The sequence below is a fragment of the Mesorhizobium sp. M1163 genome (genome assembly GCF_040318415.1).
Lineage (GTDB): Bacteria > Pseudomonadota > Alphaproteobacteria > Rhizobiales > Rhizobiaceae > Mesorhizobium.
The window spans coordinates 77,140-95,289 of the sequence record NZ_JAMYMF010000003.1 but is presented as its reverse complement, the minus strand read 5'-3'; the positions used below and the strand labels follow the sequence as shown (position 1 = coordinate 95,289).

The window sequence follows — 18,150 nt, the reverse complement described above, 5'->3', positions numbered from 1 at the left end:
ATTCGAATTGCAATTGCCGGCGCAATGCTTGCCGCGCAACAATGTCGAGACTATGGTGCGCCGCTTCGCTTTCGGCTAGAAGGCGCGCATGACAAACCCGAAAGTCCCAAGGAGTTGGACGACATGCTGAGAGGCTCGCTGACCGCGCTCGTCACACCGTTCGAAAAGAGCGGCCGTTTCGACGAGAAAGCCTTTCGCGCCTTCATCGCCTGGCAGATCGCCGAGGGCACGACGGGCGTGGTCCCGGTCGGCACCACCGGCGAGTCGCCGACGCTGTCGCATGACGAGCACCGCCAAGTCGTCAAGGTCTGCATCGAAGTCGCCAAGGGCCGGGTTCCTATCGTCGCCGGCGCCGGCTCCAACAACACCGAAGAGGCGGTCGGCCTGGTCCAGTATGCCGAGAAGGCGGGCGCCGACGCGGCCCTTGTCGTCACGCCCTATTACAACAGGCCGACGCAGCGCGGCCTCTATGCGCATTTCGCCGCCGTCGCCAAGGCGACCAGCCTGCCGATCATCATCTACAACATTCCGCCCCGCTCGGTGGTCGACATGAGCCCGGAGACGATGGGGCAATTGGTGCACGACTTCAAGAACATCGTCGGCGTCAAGGATGCCACCGGCAAGGTCGAGCGGGTTTCGGAGCAGCGCGCCACCTGCGGCAAGGATTTCATCCAGCTCTCCGGCGAGGACGCCTCGGCCCTCGGCTTCAACGCGCATGGCGGCGTCGGCTGCATCTCGGTGACGGCAAATGTCGCGCCCAGGCTCTGCGCCGACTTCCAGGAGGCAACGCTTTCCGGCGACAGCGCCAAGGCGCTCGACCTGCAGGACCGTCTGTTGCCGCTGCACAAAGCAATTTTCCTGGAACCCGGCGTTTCCGGCGCGAAATATGCGCTGTCGAAGCTGGGCAAGGTCGAGAACGTGCTGCGCTCGCCGCTAATGACGGTCGAGCTGTCGACCGCCGAGAAGATCGACGCGGCGATGAAGCACGCCGGCTTGATAAATTAGGGATGAGGCGCCACCTCTCCGCATCATGAATCAAGTCAGAAAAGCCGATCCCAACAACAAGACCGTTGCGGAAAACCGCAAGGCGCGGTTTTCCTATGAGGTGCTCGACACGATCGAGGCCGGCCTGGTGCTGACCGGTACCGAAGTGAAGTCGCTGCGTCAGGGCCAGGCCAACATCCAGGACAGCTATGCCTCGGTCGAGGGCGGCGAGATCTGGCTGATCAACTCCTATTTGCCGGAATATCTGCAGGCCAACCGCTTCAACCACGAGCCGCGCCGACGCCGCAAACTCCTGCTCAACAAGCGCGAGATGGCCAAGCTGTCGCAGAGCGTCGACCGCGAAGGCATGACGCTGGTGCCGCTAAAGATCTATTTCAACGACCAAGGGCGGGCGAAGGTGCTGCTCGCCGTCGGCCGCGGCAAGAAGCTGCACGACAAGCGTGAGACCGAAAAGCAGCGCGACTGGTCGCGCGAGAAGGGCCGGCTGCTGAAAGAGCGAGGGTGAGCAGAGGTCCGCGAAGCGGACGAAAAGCCAGTGATTTGGCTTTTCGAGCGAAGAACGCCCGGAGCCATAGCGGAGGGCAGGGGCGGACCAATGGGGATAGGTCTCTGTTGAAAAACCGGGTCGTCTTGTGGGGCGCGGCCGGTCTGCTCCTGGCGGGCCTCGTCCTGGCCGGCGGCTATACCTACTTCCAGACGTTTTCTCCGGACCGCGGCAAATATCCGGTCAGGGGCATCGACGTTTCCCATCATCAGCGGCAGATCGACTGGCGGCGTGTTGCAGCCGACGATGTCGCCTTCGCCGTTATCAAGGCAACTGAAGGCGGCGACCATGTTGACGATGCCTTCGCCGCCAATTTGCGTGCGGCCCGCGCCGCCGGCCTTGCCCTCGGCGCCTATCACTTCTTCACCTTCTGCAGGCCGGGTGCCGATCAGGCACGCAACTTCATCTCGGTGGTGCCGCGCGATCGGCCTTTGCTGCCGCCGGTGGTAGACATCGAGTTCGGCGGCAATTGCCCGCAGCGGCCAACTCCCGAACAGCTGAGCGCCGAACTCTCAGCCTTTCTCGCCCCGGTCGAAGCAGCGTTCGGCAAGACGGCGATCCTCTATGTGACCGACGAGGCCGCGCAAGCCTATGCCGGACAGATAGCCGGCCGCCCGCGCTGGCTGCGTTCGCTGGCGCTGCGGCCAGGCCATGACGACTGGATTTACTGGCAGTACCACAACCGGGGCCGCGTCGACGGCATCAGCGGCGACGTCGACCTGAATGTTCTCCAAGGCGGGCCGGCGACGCTGGCCGCGTTGTTTGCCGCAGCGCCTGAAGCGACGGCGTCGGATTGACGCTATTCCTGTCCGGCGAGAGCACCCTCAGTGGCGCGATGACGGGAACGACGAAGTCTTCCCCAATGTGGCTATTCATATCGCAGGCGGCGCCGTGCTAAGTACAATTGATGCCGGAGCGCCCTTCATCAACCAATGACAGCAACGCCCCACCTGCTGCGACGGACGGCGGCGACCCCCGCTTGGCATTTGTCTATGCGGAGGCAGTGCGTGGCCTCCAACACCAGCAGGGCGTGGTTGAAAGTCTCAATACGCGCGCTGGAAATCTGATTTTTGCAACTGCGTTCGCGAGTTCTCTCCTTGGAGGCAGGGCGCTCCTGGATGGCATAGGGCCTTGGGACTGGCTGGCGCTGACATTGCTTTTTCTTATCGGACTGCTGGTCGCGATTATGGTGTGGCCATATTATAATTATACGTTCCGTTTCGATCCAGAGAAGCTGCTCCAGGACTTCGTCGATCAGCATCCTTCCGCAACCATGGACGAAATGCACCGAGCGCTTGCGCTGCGCATCAAATCCGACATGGCCAGCAATTGGCGGATCATCCAACGCCTGCGCGTCGCGCTGCAGCTTGCACTGTTTCTATGGTTGCTGGATCTCCTGGCCTGGTTGTTCGCGATCACCCGAATCTAGGGTTGGTGCGCCGGCGGGCCTCGTCCAGCTCTCTGTCTTCAGAAAAGCTTCTATCTGACTGAAAACGTTGACGAACATCGCTTCCGTCAGTACGCCCGTATTGGTGTTGTAGCGCGAGCAATGATAGCTGGAAAACAGCGCGATGCCATTGGCCTGCTGCTGCCCACCATGTCGGAACGGATAGGCCGCGACGCGCTGGCCGAGCGCCCGCACGGTCGACTGGTGCGCGATCGAGCCCAGCGCCAGCACGGCGCGCAGGTTTGGAAACCGCGCGATCGTCGGCACCAGGAACGTCCTGCAGGTCGCTATCTCGGCCCCAACCGGCTTGTTCTCCGGCGGCACGCAGCGCACCGCATTGGTAATCGCCGTACCGACAAGCTCCAGCCCGTCATCTGGTCGCGCTTTGAATTCGCCGCGCGCAAAGCCGTGCGCGATCAGCGTATTGTAGAGCAGATCACCGGCAAAATCGCCGGTGAAGGGGCGCCCCGTGCGGTTCGCGCCGCGCAGGCCAGGCGCCAGCCCGACGATCAGCAAGCGCACCGCATCCTCGCCTTCCGGCGGCATAAAGGTCGGCACTGGCGCGTTGAACCAGGACGGCTCGCGCTGCCGCCACTCGGCGATGAAGTCGTGCAGCCGCGGACAAAGCGGGCAGTCGCGATCGGGTTCGGGAGAGACGGCCAGGGGCGCGGTCAAGGCAACGACCGTCAATAGTCTTCCTCGTCGACTTCGGCCGGCTCGGGCCGGCGTACCGGCCGCTCCGACGGATCGCGGCCGACTTCATTCTTGAGCGCCATCAAGTCGATGAAATGGTCGGCCTGGCGGCGCAGGTCATCGGAGATCATCGGCGGCTGCGATGCCATGGTCGAGACGATCGAGACCTTGCGCCCACGCCGCTGCAGCGCCTCGACCAGCGTGCGGAAATCGCCGTCACCTGAGAAGATGACATAATGGTCGACGACATCGGCGAGCTCGAGCGCATCGACGGTCAGCTCGATATCCATATTGCCCTTGATCTTGCGCCGGCCGGTCGAGTCGGTGAATTCCTTGGCTGGCTTGGTCACCACCTTGAAGCCGTTATAATCGAGCCAGTCGATCAGCGGCCGAATCGAGGAGTATTCCTGATCCTCGACCAGCGCGGTGTAGTAATAAGCGCGCAGCAGATAGCCGCGTTTCTGGAAGCTCGACAGAAGTTTGCGGTAGTCGATGTCAAAGCCCAGCGCGCGCGAGGTGGCGTAGAGATTGGCACCGTCGATAAAGAGAGCGATTTTTTCACGAGGATCGAACATGGAAAAATGTCCTTTTTCGAAATAAGCGGTCGTCTAAATGCGTGGCGACTATCGGCCGGTCTGATAATTGACCTGTTGGCCTTCATCGTTCGAGATAACGCCAGTTTTACGGCAATCCAAGGCACCATGCGGCACCGCAAGCAATTGTGATCGGCGCTGCGTCGTCGCAGGCGGCCCGCGTCAGAGCTGGGCACCGCCATAAAAGCTTGTATTTTGGCGGCGTTCGGGTTATGGACCGCGCCTGTTTTCCATCAAATCCAGGCATGAAAGGGGCAACTCATGGCCCGCGTAACCGTTGAAGATTGCATCGACAAGGTCGACAACCGCTTCGAGCTGGTGCTCCTGGCCGGCCACCGCGCCCGTCAAATCAGCCAGGGCGCGCAGATTACCGTACCTCGCGACAACGACAAGAATCCGGTCGTTGCGCTCCGCGAAATCGCCGACGAGACGCTATCGCCGGACGACCTCAAGGAAGATCTCATCCATTCGCTGCAGAAGCATGTCGAGGTCGACGAGCCGGAAGCCGATGGCGAGGCGATTGCCGACCAGACCGGCAGCACTGTTGCGGCCACCGATGCCGACGACGCCGAGGACAACGTCACCTTCGATCGCATGACCGAAGAAGACCTGTTGGCCGGCATCGAAGGGCTGGTACCGCCGGAAAAAAGCGACGATTATTGATCTTAGCAACAACTGCCGACACTTTCGCGTCGGCAGTTTCGTGGCTATCTATGACATGCGCCGTACGCCAGTGCGGCGCATGATTCATTTCAGCATTGCGAGATCCCGCCATGATGCGTCAGTATGAGCTTGTCGAGCGCGTCCAGCGCTACAAGCCTGACGTCAACGAGGCGCTGCTCAACAAGGCCTATGTCTACGCCATGCAGAAGCATGGCCACCAGAAGCGCGCCTCCGGCGATCCCTATTTCTCGCATCCGCTCGAAGTCGCCGCCATCCTCACCGAAATGCACATGGACGAAGCGACGATCGCCGTTGCCTTGCTGCACGATACGATCGAGGACACCACGGCGACCAGGGCCGAGATCGACGAATTGTTCGGCCCCGAAATGGGCAAGCTGGTCGAAGGCCTGACCAAGCTGAAGAAGCTCGACCTCGTCTCGAAGAAGGCCGAGCAGGCGGAGAACCTGCGCAAGCTGTTGCTGGCGATCTCGGAAGATGTGCGCGTGCTTCTGGTCAAGCTCGCCGACCGCCTGCACAATATGCGCACCCTCGACCATGTGCCGGAAGCCAAGCGCCTGCGCATTGCCGAAGAGACGATGGACATCTACGCGCCGCTGGCCGGCCGCATGGGCATGCAAGGCATGCGCGAGGAGCTGGAGGAGATCGCCTTCCGCTTCATCAATCCCGAAGCCTACCGCGCCGTCACCGCGCGCCTCGCCGAAATTTTCGAGCGCAACAAGGGCGTGCTGTCCGAGATCGAGAAGGCACTGTCCACACTGTTCGACAAATATTCGATCAAGGCCGAGGTCAAGAGCCGGCAGAAGAAGCCGTGGTCGGTGTTCCGCAAGATGGAAGCCAAGGCGCTGTCGTTCGAACAGCTGTCCGACATTTTCGGTTTCCGTGTCGTTGTCGAGACGGTCGAGGACTGCTACCGCGCGCTCGGCGCCATCCACACCACCTGGTCGATGGTGCCCGGACGCTTCAAGGACTACATCTCGACGCCGAAGCAGAACGACTACCGCTCGATCCACACCACCATCGTCGGCCCGTCGCGCCAGCGCGTCGAATTGCAGATCCGCACCTACCAGATGAACAAGATCGCCGAATACGGTGTCGCCGCTCATTCGATCTATAAAGATACCGGTGGCAAGATGAATGGTGCCGCCCATGCGATCTCGAAGGAGACCAATGCCTATGCCTGGCTGCGGCGCACCATCGAGCAGCTTGCTGAAGGCGACAATCCCGAGGACTTCCTCGAAAACACCAAGCTGGAACTGTTTCAGGACCAGGTGTTCTGCTTTACGCCGAAAGGCATGCTGATCGCGCTGCCGCGCGGCGCCACGCCGATCGACTTTGCCTATGCCGTCCACACCGATGTCGGCGACACTTGCGTCGGCGCCAAGGTCAATGGCCGCATCATGCCGTTGATGACGGAGCTGAAGAACGGCGACGAGGTCGAGATCATCCGCTCGAAGGCGCAGGTGCCGCCGGCGGCGTGGGAATCGGTGGTCGTTACCGGCAAGGCGCGCTCGGCCATCCGCCGTGCCACCAAGAACGCTATCCGCAAGCAATATTCGGGTCTCGGTATCCGCATTCTTGAGCGCGCCTTCGAACGGTCCGGCAAGACCTTCACCAAGGAAAACCTGAAGCCGGTGTTGCACCGGCTGGCGCGCAAGGACATCGAGGATGTACTGGCGTCGGTCGGCCGTGGCGAACTTGCCTCCACCGATGTCATGAAGGCGGTGTTTCCCGACTACAAGGACGAGCGCGTCACGCTGGTCGCGCCCAAGCAGCGCGAGGAGGGCTGGTCGAAGATCCGCAACGCCGCCGGCATGCTGTTTCAGATTCCGGGCCGCGCCGCGCGCAAGGACAAGAACCAGCCGCGTGACGACGCGGTGCCGATCCGCGGTGTGCGCGGCGATCTGCCGGTGCGCTTCGCGCCGGAGGGGGCGGTGCCCGGCGACCGCATCGTCGGCATCGTGCAGCCGGGAACCGGCATCACCATCTATCCGATCCAGTCGCCGGCGTTGCAGGCCTTTGACGACCAGCCCGAGCGCTGGATCGACGTGCGCTGGGATATTGACGAGCGCACCAAGGAGCGGTTCCCAGCGCGTGTCTCGGTCACCGCCATCAACGCACCGGGTTCGCTGGCCGACATTGCGCAGGTCGTCGCATCCAACGATGCCAACATCCACACTTTATCGATGGTGCGCACCGCGCCCGATTTCACCGAAATGCTGATCGATCTCGAAGTGTGGGATCTTAAGCACTTGAACCGGCTGCTGTCGCAGCTAAAGGACAATTCGAGCGTTAGCGACGCGCGACGCGTGAATGGGTGAATAGTGAATAGTGAAAGAGGGTGCTCTCACCATTCACTATTCACCATGACATGGAGCGAACGATGAATACCGACGAAGTGCTGGGCATTTTCCGCGAGGCCGGCGCCGTTCTCGAAGGGCATTTCATCCTGACGTCCGGCCTGCGCAGCCCGGTCTTTTTGCAAAAGGCGCGCGTTTTCATGCATGCCGACAAGACCGAGCGCTTGTGCAAGGCGCTGGCCGAAAAGATCCGCGCTGGCGTTCCCGGCAGGATCGACTATGTCGTCGGCCCAGCGATCGGCGGGCTGATCCCGGCCTATGAGACCTCGCGCCATCTTGGTGCGCCGGCGATCTGGGTCGAGCGGGAAGGGGGCGAATTCAGGCTCCGCCGTTTCGAAATCGCCAAGGGGTCGCGCGTTGTCATTGTCGAGGACATCGTCACCACCGGCCTGTCGATCCGCGAGACCATCGACTGCCTGCGCGGCCTTGGCGCCGAAGTCGTTGCCGCTGCATGCATTATCGACCGCTCGGCCGGCAAGACCGATGTCGGCGTGCCGCTGATCGCGCTCGCCGAATACGAGGTTCCGGCCTATCCGGCCGACAGGCTGCCGCCCGAGCTTGCCGCCATACCGGCGATCAAGCCGGGCAGCCGCAATTTATAACGGAGCCGCCGCCGTGATCACCGGCATCGATCATTTCGTGCTGACAATTCGTTCGGTAGACGATAGCTGCGCCTTCTATCAGCGCGTGCTTGGCTTCAAGCGCCTCGACGAGCCGGACCGACCAACGGCGCTGCTGTTTGGAACGCAAAAGATCAATGTGCATGAGGTCGGGCGCACCTTCGAGCCGAAGGCCAAGGCGCCGACTCCCGGCTCTGGGGATTTCTGTCTTGTTGCCGCCCGGCCGCTCACCGAGATATGCGCCAGCCTCGCGGCCAACGGCGTAGCCATAGAGGTCGGCCCGGTCGAGCGTATCGGCGCCCGTGGCCCGATGATGTCGGTCTATTTCCGTGACCCGGACGGCAACCTCGTCGAGGTCAGCGAGTATCGTTCCTGAGGCTCCTCAAATTCGCCGCGATCATGCCCTGTTCAGAATGGCGATACCCAAGGCTGCCGCAAGTGGCGACCGAGCGGATGCCGTCGGCCTCGTTGTTCTTCGGCTAGCACATCGCTATATCAAAGTCGTAGTTGCCTTTCGGTGACCGCAAAGCGCGGCATAGGGCTGTCGCGTCCCGGCTGGGAAAAGCCGGCGCGAAGCCATTGATGGAACTAGGAACAGGAACAGAGTGCTTTTTCGACGGCGCAAGCCTGATGGTTTTTTCGAGCGGGTGCGTACTTATTTGTGGCCGCGCCGCTCTTTCTCGCGCTCGCTGCGGTATTTTTCCAAGCGCATCCTGCGGCTTAGGGCCACGCCGCATGCCGTGGCCGCCGGTGTTGCGGCGGGCGTATTCGCGTCTTTTTTCCCGCTTGGCTTCCACTTCATCATTGCCGCCATGCTGTGCTGGCTGATCGCCGGCAATCTGGTCGCGGCAGCACTCGGCACGGTCTTCGGCAATCCCCTGACCTTTCCGCTGCTATGGGCCGCCTCCTGGGAGGTCGGCAAGCTGATCCTGCATGAACACCTGCCGGCGCATGGCCCACCCGCGCATCTCGGCGACATGCTGCATAATCTTTCCTTTGCGCAGTTGTGGGGACCGGTGCTTAAGCCGATGACCATTGGCGCAATACCGCTTGGCTTGGTTTTCGGCCTGCTGTTTTACGGCATTACCCGCTGGGGTATGGTCACTTTCCACGAGCAGCGCCGCAAGCGTCTGGCCGAAAGAGCCGCAAAGGCTGGAAAAACCGGGCCGGAAGTTCCTGCCGAATGATTATCGGTATCGGCAGCGACCTCATCGACATCAGACGCATTGAGAAGTCGCTGGAACGTCATGGCCAGCGCTTCATCCAACGCATCTACACCGAGATCGAACAGGCGCGCTCCGAAAACCGCGCGGCGCGTGCGGCCTCCTATGCCAAGCGTTTCGCTGCCAAGGAGGCCTGCGCCAAGGCATTGGGCACCGGTCTGGCGCAGGGTGTGTTCTGGCGCGACATGAGCGTCGTCAACCTGGCCAGCGGCAAGCCGACCATGGCGCTGACCAACGGGGCGGCAGCGCGGCTGGACGAAATCCTGCCTGAAGGGCACCGCGCCGTGATCCACCTCACCATCACCGATGATTTTCCGCTCGCTCAAGCCTTTGTGATCATTGAAGCGTTGCCGGTCGAAGAAGCGCCACATTGATTGCATCTGACGACCGGCATGACGTTGCCCAGCGCGCGCCGAGACTCTATACCATCCAACGCACAATCGAGGACGACATGAGCGTGGCTGAAAAAACCCAGAAGAAATCCGGCGGACTTGGCGAAACCGTCAGCGTCATCGTCCAGGCCCTGCTGCTTGCGCTGGTCATCCGCACGCTCCTGTTCCAGCCGTTCTCGATCCCGTCCGGTTCGATGCGGCCGACTTTGCTCGAAGGCGACTATCTCTTCGTCACCAAATGGTCTTACGGCTTCTCCCGCTACTCGCTGCCGTTCGGGCCGAACATCTTTTCGGGCCGCATCTGGGGCTCCGAGCCGAAGCGCGGCGACGTGGTGGTGTTCAAGTTTCCGCCGGACCCTTCCGTCGACTATATCAAGCGCGTCGTCGGCCTGCCGGGCGACAAGATCCAGGTCAAGGATGGCCAGCTCTTCATCAATGACGTCGCTGTGCCGCGCGTCAAGGTCGGGCAGATCGACAACCACGACATCACCGAGGAGAACGGGCCGGTCGATGTCTATCGCGAGACGCTGCCGAACGGCGTCACCTACGACACGCTCGACCTGACACAGGCTTCGATCGGCGACAACACCAAAGAGTTCAAGGTGCCGCCCGGTCACTATTTCATGATGGGCGACAATCGCGACAACTCGTCCGACAGCCGCTTCACCGTCGGCTTCGTGCCGGAAGAGAATTTGGTCGGCCGCGCCAACCTCATCTTCTTCTCGATCGGCGGCAGCGCCAGCCCGCTCGAAATCTGGAAATGGCCGTCGCAGATGCGCGCCTCGCGCCTGTTCCATTTCGTCAATTAGGACCATGGCGGCGACAAAACGGCTGACCGCCGATGCGCTCGCCGAGGCGCTCAAGGAGCGCACCGGCCACAGTTTTGGCGACCACCAACGCCTGCAGCGGGCGCTGACCCATGCCAGCGCTCGCGGCAGTCATGCCGGCATCGACTACGAACGTTTCGAATTCCTGGGCGACCGCGTTCTCGGCCTTGTCGTTGCCGATATGCTGCTGGCGGCATTTCCCGACGCTGCCGAGGGTGAGCTGTCGCTCAGATTGAACGCCCTGGTCAACGCCGAGGCCCTGGCGGAAATCGCCGAGGAGATCGGCCTGCCGGAACTCATTCGCGCCGGTTCGGACGTACGCGGCCTCGATGGGCGCAAGCGCGTCAATCTGCGCGCCGACGCACTGGAATCGCTCATCGCCGTGCTCTATCTCGACGGCGGGTTGGAAGCGGCCCGTGCCTTCATCCACAGGTACTGGCAACCGCGCTCACAAGCCATCGACGCCGCCCGCCGCGATGCGAAGACCGAACTTCAGGAATGGGCGCATCAGGCGGCAGGCGCGGTGCCGGTTTACATAATCGACAGCCGCGAGGGACCGGACCACGATCCGCTGTTCACCGTCAGCGTCAAGGTCGGCGCCTATCCGCCAGCGACCGGCAACGGGCGCTCCAAGCGCGAGGCGGAGCAAGCTGCAGCCGCGGCACTTCTGCAGCGGGAAGGCGTCTGGCTCAATCAAGGGAGTGCCGCATGACCGCCACCGAAGCTCCGGCAACAGAAGCTCCCGCTACCCGCTCCGGCTTCGTCGCGCTGATCGGCGCGCCCAATGCGGGGAAATCGACGCTGGTCAACCAATTGGTCGGCGCCAAGGTATCGATCGTGACGCACAAGGTGCAGACCACGCGCGCCATCGTGCGCGGCATTGCCACCCACAACAACGCGCAGATCGTCTTCGTCGACACGCCGGGCATATTCAAGCCGAAGCGCCGGTTGGACACCGCGATGGTGACCACAGCCTGGGGCGGTGCCAAGGACGCCGATATCGTGTTGCTCTTGATCGATGCAGAGCGCGGTATCCGGGGCGATGCCGACGCCATCCTCGAGCGGCTGAAGGATGTCCGGCAGCCGATGGTGTTGATCCTCAACAAGGTCGATCGGGTCAAGCACGAGACGTTGCTGGCATTGTCGGCGGCAGCCAACGAAAGGGTGCCGTTCAAGCGCACCTTCATGGTTTCGGCGCTGACCGGATCCGGCTGCAAGGACCTGCTCGACTATCTCGCCGAGGCCTTGCCGGCCGGACCCTGGTACTACCCGGAAGACCAGATCTCCGACCTGCCGATGCGCCAGCTCGCGGCCGAGATCACCCGCGAAAAGCTCTATCTCAGGCTGCATCAGGAACTGCCCTATTCCTCCCACATCGAGACCGAGAAATGGGAAGAGAAGAAGGACGGCTCGGTGCGCATCGACCAGACAATCTATGTCGAGCGCGACAGCCAGAAAAAGATAGTGCTCGGCCATAAGGGCGAGACGATCCGCGCCATCGGCCAGGCCGCGCGCATGGAAATATCAGGCATACTCGAGCAGAAGGTGCACCTCTTCCTGTTCGTCAAGGTGCGCGAGAACTGGGGCGACGATCCCGAGCGCTACCGTGAAATGGGGCTCGAATTTCCGCACTGAGCCTGTTTGGCGATCCGCCGAGCGGCCTGTTGGCCGCCTCAGGATTACCCAAGTGCCAGCGACACGCCGTCGGCAAGATGTTCGGCATCGGAGGCGTTTTCGAAGGGGATGCCCGTTCTTGCATGGTCGAGCGGCGAGAAATTGGAGCCGTCAGCGCTGATCAGCGCAGCCTGGCGCCTTGCCGCCTGCATCTCGCCCAGCTGAGCGTAACAGGCGGCAAGCTGGGTGCGGATCCATGGCCTCGGTCGCGTCGCCAGCTCCAGCGCCTCGGCAGCCGTGCGGTATTCGCCCAGCATGTATAGCGCGAGCGCGCGATCGTACTGATACCAATGAGGGTGCAGCGGGTTGATGCGGATGGCGCGTGCCAGCCAGGCGAGCGCGTCGAGCGGCCGGCCGCGCATCGTCAACAGATGCCCCATCTGCTCGATACAGTCCGCGTCGCCCGGATTGAGCTCGAGCGCGATGCGCAAATGATGCTCGGCCGCCTCGTGCTCACGCATATTGAGCCGCACCAGCGACTGGATGCGGTGTGCCGTTGCCTGGTCCGGCGACAATGCGATGCCCCGGTCGGCCAGGTCGCGGGCCTTCGTCAGAACGGCGTCGCTGATGGGACCGAATTCGCTGTTAAGCACATGCGACAGCGCCAGATAGGTGTAAGCGAGGCCATAGTCCGGGTCTCTGACGATCGCCGCTTCGAAAAACGCTGCCGCCTCTTTCAGTTCGCTTTGCGCCGGATCGCGCAGCAAGGCGACGCCGCGCAGCACCAGTTCATGGGCAGCGAGGCTGGCTACCGGCTGCCGCGAGGCACGTTGCAGGCCGGCATTGTTCACCCGAACCACCAGCCGGCCGACGATCTTTTCGACGATCTCCTGCTGGATGACGGACAGCACGGCGTAATCGGCCTGGTAGCGATCGCCCCAGAGCTGGGAAGCGCTGGCTGCGTCAACGAGATTGACCGCACAGACGATGCTGTCTGCGTGCCGGCGCACCGAACCCTCGATGAGATAATCGGCGCCGATGCGCGAACGCACGACAGGCCATTCACTGGGCGAATATGAGGCAAACGAGAAGCTCGAATTGCGCGCCAGGACCGTCAGCGTGCCGAAGCGGGCGAGGCCGTTGGTGATGTCTTCGGCAATACCGTCGACGATCGCTTCGTCGGCCGGATCGGCGCCGTCATTGCGGAACCTGAGCACCGCCACGATCGGCTGTGCGCCGGGTTCGGGCACCGGCTCGATTTCAGGGATCAGCATGTAGCCGCGCTTCGATATGGTCCGTATCGTTTCCTTGCCGAGCACCTTGCGGATCTCGCGAATCGACTGCGTCAGCGAATCCTCGGTGACGAAAACACCCGGCCAGACCGCGTCCATCAATTCCGACTTCGGCACCACACGGCCGATATGGCGGGCGAGATGCGTCAGCAATGCGTAGGCTTTCGGCCGCAGGAAGGCCGGCTGTTCGGCCCGGCCGAGCGTACCTTTGCCCAGATCGAGCGTGAAACCGCCAAACTGAAAAACCTGGTCAGTGGCCGAACCCGCCATCGAGACGGCCCGCTCCCTGAAGCCGTGCCTTTATTGGCCTACGGCTGGAGGGCTGGGTCAAGGTCTGTCGCCGCCGAAAGCGGCTTTTGATTTGGGCGCCGCAAATTAGACGGTGCCAGCGAGGGTGGGCTGCGTTGCCGACCTGCGGACGAAGCTCTCGGTGCCGTAGAGGGCAACGATGGCGATCGCAGCCACCGCCCAGATCGCAACACCGATCCATTGCTGCTGGACATAGTCGGCGTCGATGAACACCTTGCCCAGGAAGCGTACGCTGTTCTGATGAGTGACATGCATGAGAATGGCGAGAAGCACACTGCCGGTGTTCTGATAGAGCCAGGTGAACACCACTGCCGCCAGCACGACGTTGATCGTGCCGTAGACGCTGAGATCGCCGACCAGGCCGAGCGGAAAATGCCAGATTGCCCAGATCGCGCCGAGGATCAGGCTTCCGGCCAGCGCCGAATGGCTGGCTAGCAGACGCGGTGTCGCAAAGCCGCGCCATCCCGGCTCTTCGCCAAGCGGGCCGCTGAAGACCGCATACAGCGCGATGATCGGCAGTATCTCAGTGACAGCAGGAATGTTGCTCCAGACCGGCGTCGCCGAGCCGAACAGCGGATTGACCAGGATCGAGGCAAGCTGCGTGCCGAATGGCAGGCCGAATGCCACCAGATACCACAGCGGAGATACCCGCCACTTCACCACGGAAGCGAGAATGGCCTTGACCGAAGCCCAGCCTCCGGAAAGGGCTGCGACAACGAATCCGGAGACCATCGGGCCGAAGGTAAACCAGGGAATGCTATCGCCATTCGACAGGTAGAACGGGATGAAGGCAAACCAGCTCAGGGCAAGCGCCAACGAAAAGAAGGCAGCCAACTGATGCTGCCGCACCAGGCGCAGGAACGAAGTCATGTCGGTCCTCTCACGGGCAGATGACAATGAGAGGTCGCCGGGCTGCCCAATCGGTCGACTTGCATCTTGAACAGCCGGCCGAATCATTCCGGGAAGGCTATGCGTGGACCACGTCGGTCGACCCGTTTCTTATTGGCACCGGCGCGACCCGAAATCCTGAGCGGGTTCTGAGAAATTTCCGATATTCATGCAAAATCGGTCAGTTAGATCGGCTGGAGCACCTGCCGACACTGCGACCGTGCGTGGTTCCCGTTTGTCGTCTCTCCGTCATACACCCTGCCTATAGGCTGTGCGAAAGACCCGCTTCCGAGCAAACCGGAACAGGCGGGCAAACAGCCAGATTAGGACATGACCGGGACTTGGAATCGCATCGACCCCATCCGTCAGATCGAGTTTGCAAACGCCGTCGCTGTTGAGATCGAGCGCGTGCTGGCGCGGCAAGGCAAGGTGACGAACAGCGATGCGGTCGTCGCAGCGGGCAGGGTCGCTGGCGCCGTTGCCGCCGCCGTCGCCCTGCTTGCGCCGACCGACATCAGGGCGATCGACACCATGCAGGAAAGATTGCCCGGCATGGCGTCGCGGTTCGTGCGGATATTGGCGGCCGAAGCGACGGAACGCCGTACCCGGACGCCTCTGTCGACGGCGCACGAAGGCCAAGGGGCAGACATCCAACCCCTGGCCGGAACGGGCGACCTCGACGCGATGCGGGTCGAGGACTGGGCCGGTCGGGTCGCCGGGTCGACCTTCCTGCAGGAAAATCTCGGCATATCGCGCTCGACCCTGCATCGCTGGCAGCGGAGCGGCAGTCGTTGCGTTGCGCACCGGTGGCCGCAAACATGTATTTCCTCTGGCGCAGTTCGTCGACGGCAGGCCGGCTCCGGGTATCAATGAAGTGTTATCCGCGATGCCCGATCCGCGGCGTGCCTGGTCGTGGCTGGTCGGCCCCGCGCCCGGCCTTGCCGGACGTATTCCCATTGAAATGCTCAAACAGGATCTGGTGGCGGAAGTCGTTCTTGCCGCACAGAACGCAGCGATGGCGAAGTTGGCTTGATTTTCGCCGCCAACGTTAGAAGTCTATTCCAAAAAATAACACGTAAAAGGAATATCAACCGGACTATGACCGGTTTGTCGGCTAATGGAATAAGTATAGTTTCGTACAATTGTGAAAATGTCTCGTTTGTGCCGGGAGCAAACGTGAAGAAAATATGAAGTGATATTTGTGCAACATGGATTTCTTCTGTTATGCAAACATTGATTATTTGTGGAATCGTCATTGAGACTGGAATGCGGATGAGTATGTTCGCCGCCTGAAGAGGGGGTGCGGTGCGCGCCTTTTTCGACGTGGGTGAGGCGTTCAGCCGTTCACCCCATGAATCCAAAGCCATTTTTAACTTTGACTGGAGAGGTCAGAAAATGAATATCAAGAGCCTTCTTCTCGGCTCAGCCGCGGCATTCGTCGCGGTCTCCGGCGCGCGCGCCGCCGACGCTGTTGTGGTCGCCGAGCCGGAACCCGCTGAATACGTCAAGATCTGCGACGTCTACGGCGCCGGCTACTTCTATATCCCCGGCACCGAAACCTGCCTGCGCATCGGCGGCTATGTCCGCTATGACGCCAGCTTCGGCGACGGTGGCCGCGTTTTCGACGGCGCGACGACCCACGACCTTATGGACGGTGACGAACAGCAGACCTGGAACAAGAATGCCCGCTTCAATTTGAAGACGTGGACCGGCCAGGAAACCGAGCTCGGCACGTTGAAGACCTACACCGAGACCCGTTTCAACTTCGGCAATACCAAACACACCGTGAGCGGTGTTGATTTCAGCGTGCAGGACAACAAGGCGGTTACCCTGAACTTCGCCTGGATCCAGCTTGGAGGTTTCCGCGTCGGCAAGGATGAAACTGTCTATGATTCGTTCATCGGCTACGCCGGCAACGTCGTCCAGGACACCATCATCCCGTACGGCACCAAGGACACCAACCTGATCAGTTACTATTTCGACGGCGGTAACGGCTTTACGGCAGTCGCCTCGGTCGAAACAGGCTCCGGCGCTGACCAGTCGATCGACAGCTACGTTCCGTTTGTCGTCGGCGGCGTGAAATACAAGGGTGACTGGGGTGCGATCACCGCCGTCGGCGCCTATAACAGCACGTCGGAAGAATGGGCCGGCAAAGCTCGCCTCGACGTCAAGCCGATTACTGACCTGACCCTGTTCGTGATGGCGGGCTACGGCAGCGACGACAACGTTGCAAAGAACTTCTACAAGCCGTGGACTGGCAACTTTGCCGTCTGGGGCGGCGGCAGCTATGCCGTCAACAAGAAGACCTCTTTGAACGCCCAGGTCTCCTATACCGACGACAAAGATTTCGCCGTGGCGGCCAATGTCGCCTACACCATCGTTCCTGGTTACACGATCACCGCCGAAGTCGATTATTACGACAATTTCGATGCCGACGATGCCGACGCAATCGGCGGCATCTTCCGCTTCCAGCGCTCGTTCTGATCAAACGACGATCTCGCAAAAACGGCCCGTAGCGATACGCTACGGGCCGTTTTGGTTTGGCGGCGGATAAGTCGCCCATCTTGATTTCGCCATGCAACCGGTGACAAGCTCTGGTCATGGAATGGCGCGACGAGGGAATCATTCTCGGCACCCGCAAGCATGGCGAAACCAGCGCCATTCTCGAGGTGATGACACGTGCGCATGGCCGCCATCTCGGTCTCGTGCGCGGCGGCCGTTCGCGCAAGCAGCAACCGGTCTTACAGCCCGGCAACCGCGTCGACCTGTTGTGGCGGGCGCGGCTCGACGAACATCTCGGCACCTTCCAGGCCGAGGCCATCGAAATGAACGCCGCCCGGCTGATGGACAGCGCCGTTGCCGTTTACGGCTTGCAGACAATGGCCGCGCATTTGCGTCTTCTGCCCGAGCGCGATGCCCATCGCGGTCTCTATGAGACGCTCGCGGTCATGATCGCCCATCTCGACGATGCCGATGCCGCCGGCGAGCTGGTGGCCCGCTTCGAGCTGCTGGTTCTCGACGAACTCGGTTTCGGCCTCGATCTCAGCCAGTGTGCGGCGACCGGCACCAGGCAGGACCTTGCCTACGTCTCGCCGAAATCCGGCCGCGCCGTGTCGCGGGCGGCGGGCGCGCCGTGGCGCGACAAGATGCTGGCGCTGCCTGCCTTCCTGCAGCGCGGTTCGGGCCTGCGCGCCGATCCGGCGGCGATCGACGACGCCTTCCGGCTGACCGGCTTCTTTTTGACCCGCCATGTCTACGAGCCGCGCGGTATCGAACCACCAGGCGCCCGCGCCGGCTTCCTCGCCGCCTTGCGCAAGCATTATGCGGGCGGCAAGGCATTTGCCGGGGAAACCGCCATCGGCGAAGCCATCAGGTGAGCGAAATGGAACTCCTATCCCGGTCGGGTTTCGCTGCTCGGCCTCGACATCATTTGACGCGGCCGATCACCCCAGGGACCGGCGAGGTGGTGTGCGAGGGCAAAGTGGTGCACAAGGGCCGCACGCTGGCGGTTTCGGAAGCGGCGCTGAAGGATGCCAACGGCAAGCTGCTGGCTTTCGGCACCGAAACGTGCTCGATCTTTCCGGCGGCCAATCTGGCGGCACGTTGAATGGACCGGCCGTCTGGCCGCCGCATTTGAATGTCACTGAACATTGAATGTCAGT

Annotated in this window: 21 protein-coding genes and 1 pseudogene; 18 read left to right on the top strand and 4 right to left on the bottom strand. The window is 61.9% G+C overall.

Annotated elements, in window-relative coordinates:
* Positions 1-123 precede the first annotated feature (123 nt).
* The 4 genes from dapA to NKH43_RS04040 all read left to right on the top strand — a co-directional run bounded on the left by dapA (position 124) and on the right by NKH43_RS04040 (position 2,978).
* Positions 124-1,005 (top strand): 4-hydroxy-tetrahydrodipicolinate synthase, encoded by an 882-nt coding sequence (dapA, locus tag NKH43_RS04055; protein WP_352856716.1) that lies wholly within the window; start codon positions 124-126, stop codon positions 1,003-1,005.
* Between the two features lie 25 nt (positions 1,006-1,030).
* Positions 1,031-1,510: an SsrA-binding protein SmpB gene (gene smpB, locus NKH43_RS04050; protein WP_023719895.1), complete on the top strand. Its 480-nt coding sequence runs from the start codon at positions 1,031-1,033 to the stop codon at positions 1,508-1,510.
* A gap of 107 nt (positions 1,511-1,617) precedes the next feature.
* On the top strand, positions 1,618-2,346 hold the full coding sequence (locus tag NKH43_RS04045) for a GH25 family lysozyme (protein WP_352856714.1): 729 nt from the start codon (positions 1,618-1,620) through the stop codon (positions 2,344-2,346).
* Between the two features lie 182 nt (positions 2,347-2,528).
* Positions 2,529-2,978 carry a hypothetical protein gene (locus tag NKH43_RS04040; RefSeq protein WP_352856712.1) on the top strand — a complete coding sequence of 150 codons (450 nt, stop codon included), beginning with the start codon at positions 2,529-2,531 and terminating at the stop codon, positions 2,976-2,978.
* On the opposite strand, the gene NKH43_RS04035 is transcribed toward NKH43_RS04040, so the two are convergent.
* Entirely contained in the window at positions 2,928-3,686 is a 759-nt protein-coding gene (locus NKH43_RS04035; protein ID WP_352856710.1) for a uracil-DNA glycosylase, read from the bottom strand. The two genes, NKH43_RS04040 and NKH43_RS04035, sit on opposite strands and share 51 nt — an antisense overlap.
* Positions 3,683-4,264, bottom strand: coding sequence for a LabA-like NYN domain-containing protein (locus NKH43_RS04030; protein WP_352848761.1), 582 nt, complete (start codon positions 4,262-4,264; stop codon positions 3,683-3,685). The genes NKH43_RS04035 and NKH43_RS04030 overlap by 4 nt, the downstream gene beginning before the upstream one ends.
* Positions 4,265-4,543: 279 nt before the next feature.
* On the opposite strand from NKH43_RS04030, the gene rpoZ reads away from it, so the two are divergent.
* The 9 genes from rpoZ to era all read left to right on the top strand — a co-directional run bounded on the left by rpoZ (position 4,544) and on the right by era (position 12,020).
* Entirely contained in the window at positions 4,544-4,945 is a 402-nt protein-coding gene (gene rpoZ, locus NKH43_RS04025; protein ID WP_352481861.1) for a DNA-directed RNA polymerase subunit omega, read from the top strand.
* Positions 4,946-5,055: 110 nt separating this feature from the next.
* Complete coding sequence (locus NKH43_RS04020) at positions 5,056-7,284, top strand: RelA/SpoT family protein (protein WP_023719889.1); 2,229 nt, start codon at positions 5,056-5,058, stop codon at positions 7,282-7,284.
* Positions 7,285-7,346: 62 nt separating this feature from the next.
* Positions 7,347-7,925 (top strand): orotate phosphoribosyltransferase, encoded by a 579-nt coding sequence (pyrE, locus tag NKH43_RS04015; protein ID WP_023719888.1) that lies wholly within the window; start codon positions 7,347-7,349, stop codon positions 7,923-7,925.
* Between the two features lie 13 nt (positions 7,926-7,938).
* Positions 7,939-8,319, top strand: coding sequence for a VOC family protein (locus tag NKH43_RS04010; RefSeq protein ID WP_352856708.1), 381 nt, complete (start codon positions 7,939-7,941; stop codon positions 8,317-8,319).
* A gap of 229 nt (positions 8,320-8,548) precedes the next feature.
* Entirely contained in the window at positions 8,549-9,130 is a 582-nt protein-coding gene (locus NKH43_RS04005; protein WP_023719886.1) for a DUF2062 domain-containing protein, read from the top strand.
* Positions 9,127-9,540: a holo-ACP synthase gene (gene acpS / locus NKH43_RS04000; protein WP_352856706.1), complete on the top strand. Its 414-nt coding sequence runs from the start codon at positions 9,127-9,129 to the stop codon at positions 9,538-9,540. The genes NKH43_RS04005 and acpS overlap by 4 nt, the downstream gene beginning before the upstream one ends.
* Before the next feature lie 77 nt (positions 9,541-9,617).
* Complete coding sequence (gene lepB, locus NKH43_RS03995; RefSeq protein WP_023719884.1) at positions 9,618-10,367, top strand: signal peptidase I; 750 nt, start codon at positions 9,618-9,620, stop codon at positions 10,365-10,367.
* 4 nt (positions 10,368-10,371) lie between these two features.
* Positions 10,372-11,097, top strand: a complete 726-nt coding sequence (rnc, locus tag NKH43_RS03990) for a ribonuclease III (RefSeq protein WP_352856704.1) — start codon at positions 10,372-10,374, stop codon at positions 11,095-11,097.
* Positions 11,094-12,020 carry a GTPase Era gene (gene era, locus NKH43_RS03985; protein WP_352814812.1) on the top strand — a complete coding sequence of 309 codons (927 nt, stop codon included), beginning with the start codon at positions 11,094-11,096 and terminating at the stop codon, positions 12,018-12,020. The genes rnc and era overlap by 4 nt, the downstream gene beginning before the upstream one ends.
* A 44-nt stretch (positions 12,021-12,064) precedes the next feature.
* Here era and NKH43_RS03980 read toward each other — a convergent pair whose 3' ends face one another.
* Together NKH43_RS03980 and NKH43_RS03975 are read right to left on the bottom strand one after the other, a co-directional pair.
* The gene (locus tag NKH43_RS03980; protein WP_352856701.1) at positions 12,065-13,561 is read right to left on the bottom strand and encodes a winged helix-turn-helix domain-containing tetratricopeptide repeat protein; all 1,497 of its coding nucleotides are present in this window, start codon (positions 13,559-13,561) and stop codon (positions 12,065-12,067) included.
* A 105-nt stretch (positions 13,562-13,666) separates the two neighbouring features.
* The gene (locus tag NKH43_RS03975) at positions 13,667-14,470 is read right to left on the bottom strand and encodes a CPBP family intramembrane glutamic endopeptidase (RefSeq protein WP_352856700.1); all 804 of its coding nucleotides are present in this window, start codon (positions 14,468-14,470) and stop codon (positions 13,667-13,669) included.
* Between the two features lie 348 nt (positions 14,471-14,818).
* Between NKH43_RS03975 and NKH43_RS03970 the strand changes: the two are divergent.
* From NKH43_RS03970 to NKH43_RS03950, 5 genes and pseudogenes are all read left to right on the top strand, one after another.
* Positions 14,819-15,284, top strand: a pseudogene (locus tag NKH43_RS03970) (antitoxin Xre/MbcA/ParS-like domain-containing protein); the annotation flags it as partial.
* A gap of 90 nt (positions 15,285-15,374) precedes the next feature.
* Entirely contained in the window at positions 15,375-15,521 is a 147-nt protein-coding gene (locus NKH43_RS03965) for a hypothetical protein (RefSeq protein WP_352856696.1), read from the top strand.
* A gap of 362 nt (positions 15,522-15,883) precedes the next feature.
* On the top strand, positions 15,884-16,972 hold the full coding sequence (locus tag NKH43_RS03960; RefSeq protein ID WP_352481853.1) for a porin: 1,089 nt from the start codon (positions 15,884-15,886) through the stop codon (positions 16,970-16,972).
* Between the two features lie 116 nt (positions 16,973-17,088).
* Positions 17,089-17,865, top strand: a complete 777-nt coding sequence (gene recO / locus NKH43_RS03955; RefSeq protein WP_352788928.1) for a DNA repair protein RecO — start codon at positions 17,089-17,091, stop codon at positions 17,863-17,865.
* A gap of 5 nt (positions 17,866-17,870) precedes the next feature.
* Positions 17,871-18,095 (top strand): PaaI family thioesterase, encoded by a 225-nt coding sequence (locus NKH43_RS03950; RefSeq protein WP_352494851.1) that lies wholly within the window; start codon positions 17,871-17,873, stop codon positions 18,093-18,095.
* The last annotated feature ends 55 nt before the right edge of the window (positions 18,096-18,150 follow it).

What these genes read in the sequence shown, in the direction of transcription:
- dapA (WP_352856716.1), top strand. Translation starts at nt 124, where the DNA reads ATGCTGAGAGGCTCGCTGACCGCGCTCGTCACACCGTTCGAAAAGAGC.
- smpB (WP_023719895.1), top strand. Translation starts at nt 1,031, where the DNA reads ATGAATCAAGTCAGAAAAGCCGATCCCAACAACAAGACCGTTGCGGAA.
- NKH43_RS04030 (WP_352848761.1), bottom strand. Translation starts at nt 4,264, where the DNA reads ATGTTCGATCCTCGTGAAAAAATCGCTCTCTTTATCGACGGTGCCAAT.
- rpoZ (WP_352481861.1), top strand. Translation starts at nt 4,544, where the DNA reads ATGGCCCGCGTAACCGTTGAAGATTGCATCGACAAGGTCGACAACCGC.
- NKH43_RS04020 (WP_023719889.1), top strand. Translation starts at nt 5,056, where the DNA reads ATGATGCGTCAGTATGAGCTTGTCGAGCGCGTCCAGCGCTACAAGCCT.
- pyrE (WP_023719888.1), top strand. Translation starts at nt 7,347, where the DNA reads ATGAATACCGACGAAGTGCTGGGCATTTTCCGCGAGGCCGGCGCCGTT.
- acpS (WP_352856706.1), top strand. Translation starts at nt 9,127, where the DNA reads ATGATTATCGGTATCGGCAGCGACCTCATCGACATCAGACGCATTGAG.
- lepB (WP_023719884.1), top strand. Translation starts at nt 9,618, where the DNA reads ATGAGCGTGGCTGAAAAAACCCAGAAGAAATCCGGCGGACTTGGCGAA.
- rnc (WP_352856704.1), top strand. Translation starts at nt 10,372, where the DNA reads ATGGCGGCGACAAAACGGCTGACCGCCGATGCGCTCGCCGAGGCGCTC.
- era (WP_352814812.1), top strand. Translation starts at nt 11,094, where the DNA reads ATGACCGCCACCGAAGCTCCGGCAACAGAAGCTCCCGCTACCCGCTCC.
- NKH43_RS03980 (WP_352856701.1), bottom strand. Translation starts at nt 13,561, where the DNA reads ATGGCGGGTTCGGCCACTGACCAGGTTTTTCAGTTTGGCGGTTTCACG.
- NKH43_RS03975 (WP_352856700.1), bottom strand. Translation starts at nt 14,470, where the DNA reads ATGACTTCGTTCCTGCGCCTGGTGCGGCAGCATCAGTTGGCTGCCTTC.
- NKH43_RS03965 (WP_352856696.1), top strand. Translation starts at nt 15,375, where the DNA reads ATGCCCGATCCGCGGCGTGCCTGGTCGTGGCTGGTCGGCCCCGCGCCC.
- NKH43_RS03960 (WP_352481853.1), top strand. Translation starts at nt 15,884, where the DNA reads ATGAATATCAAGAGCCTTCTTCTCGGCTCAGCCGCGGCATTCGTCGCG.
- recO (WP_352788928.1), top strand. Translation starts at nt 17,089, where the DNA reads ATGGAATGGCGCGACGAGGGAATCATTCTCGGCACCCGCAAGCATGGC.
- NKH43_RS03950 (WP_352494851.1), top strand. Translation starts at nt 17,871, where the DNA reads ATGGAACTCCTATCCCGGTCGGGTTTCGCTGCTCGGCCTCGACATCAT.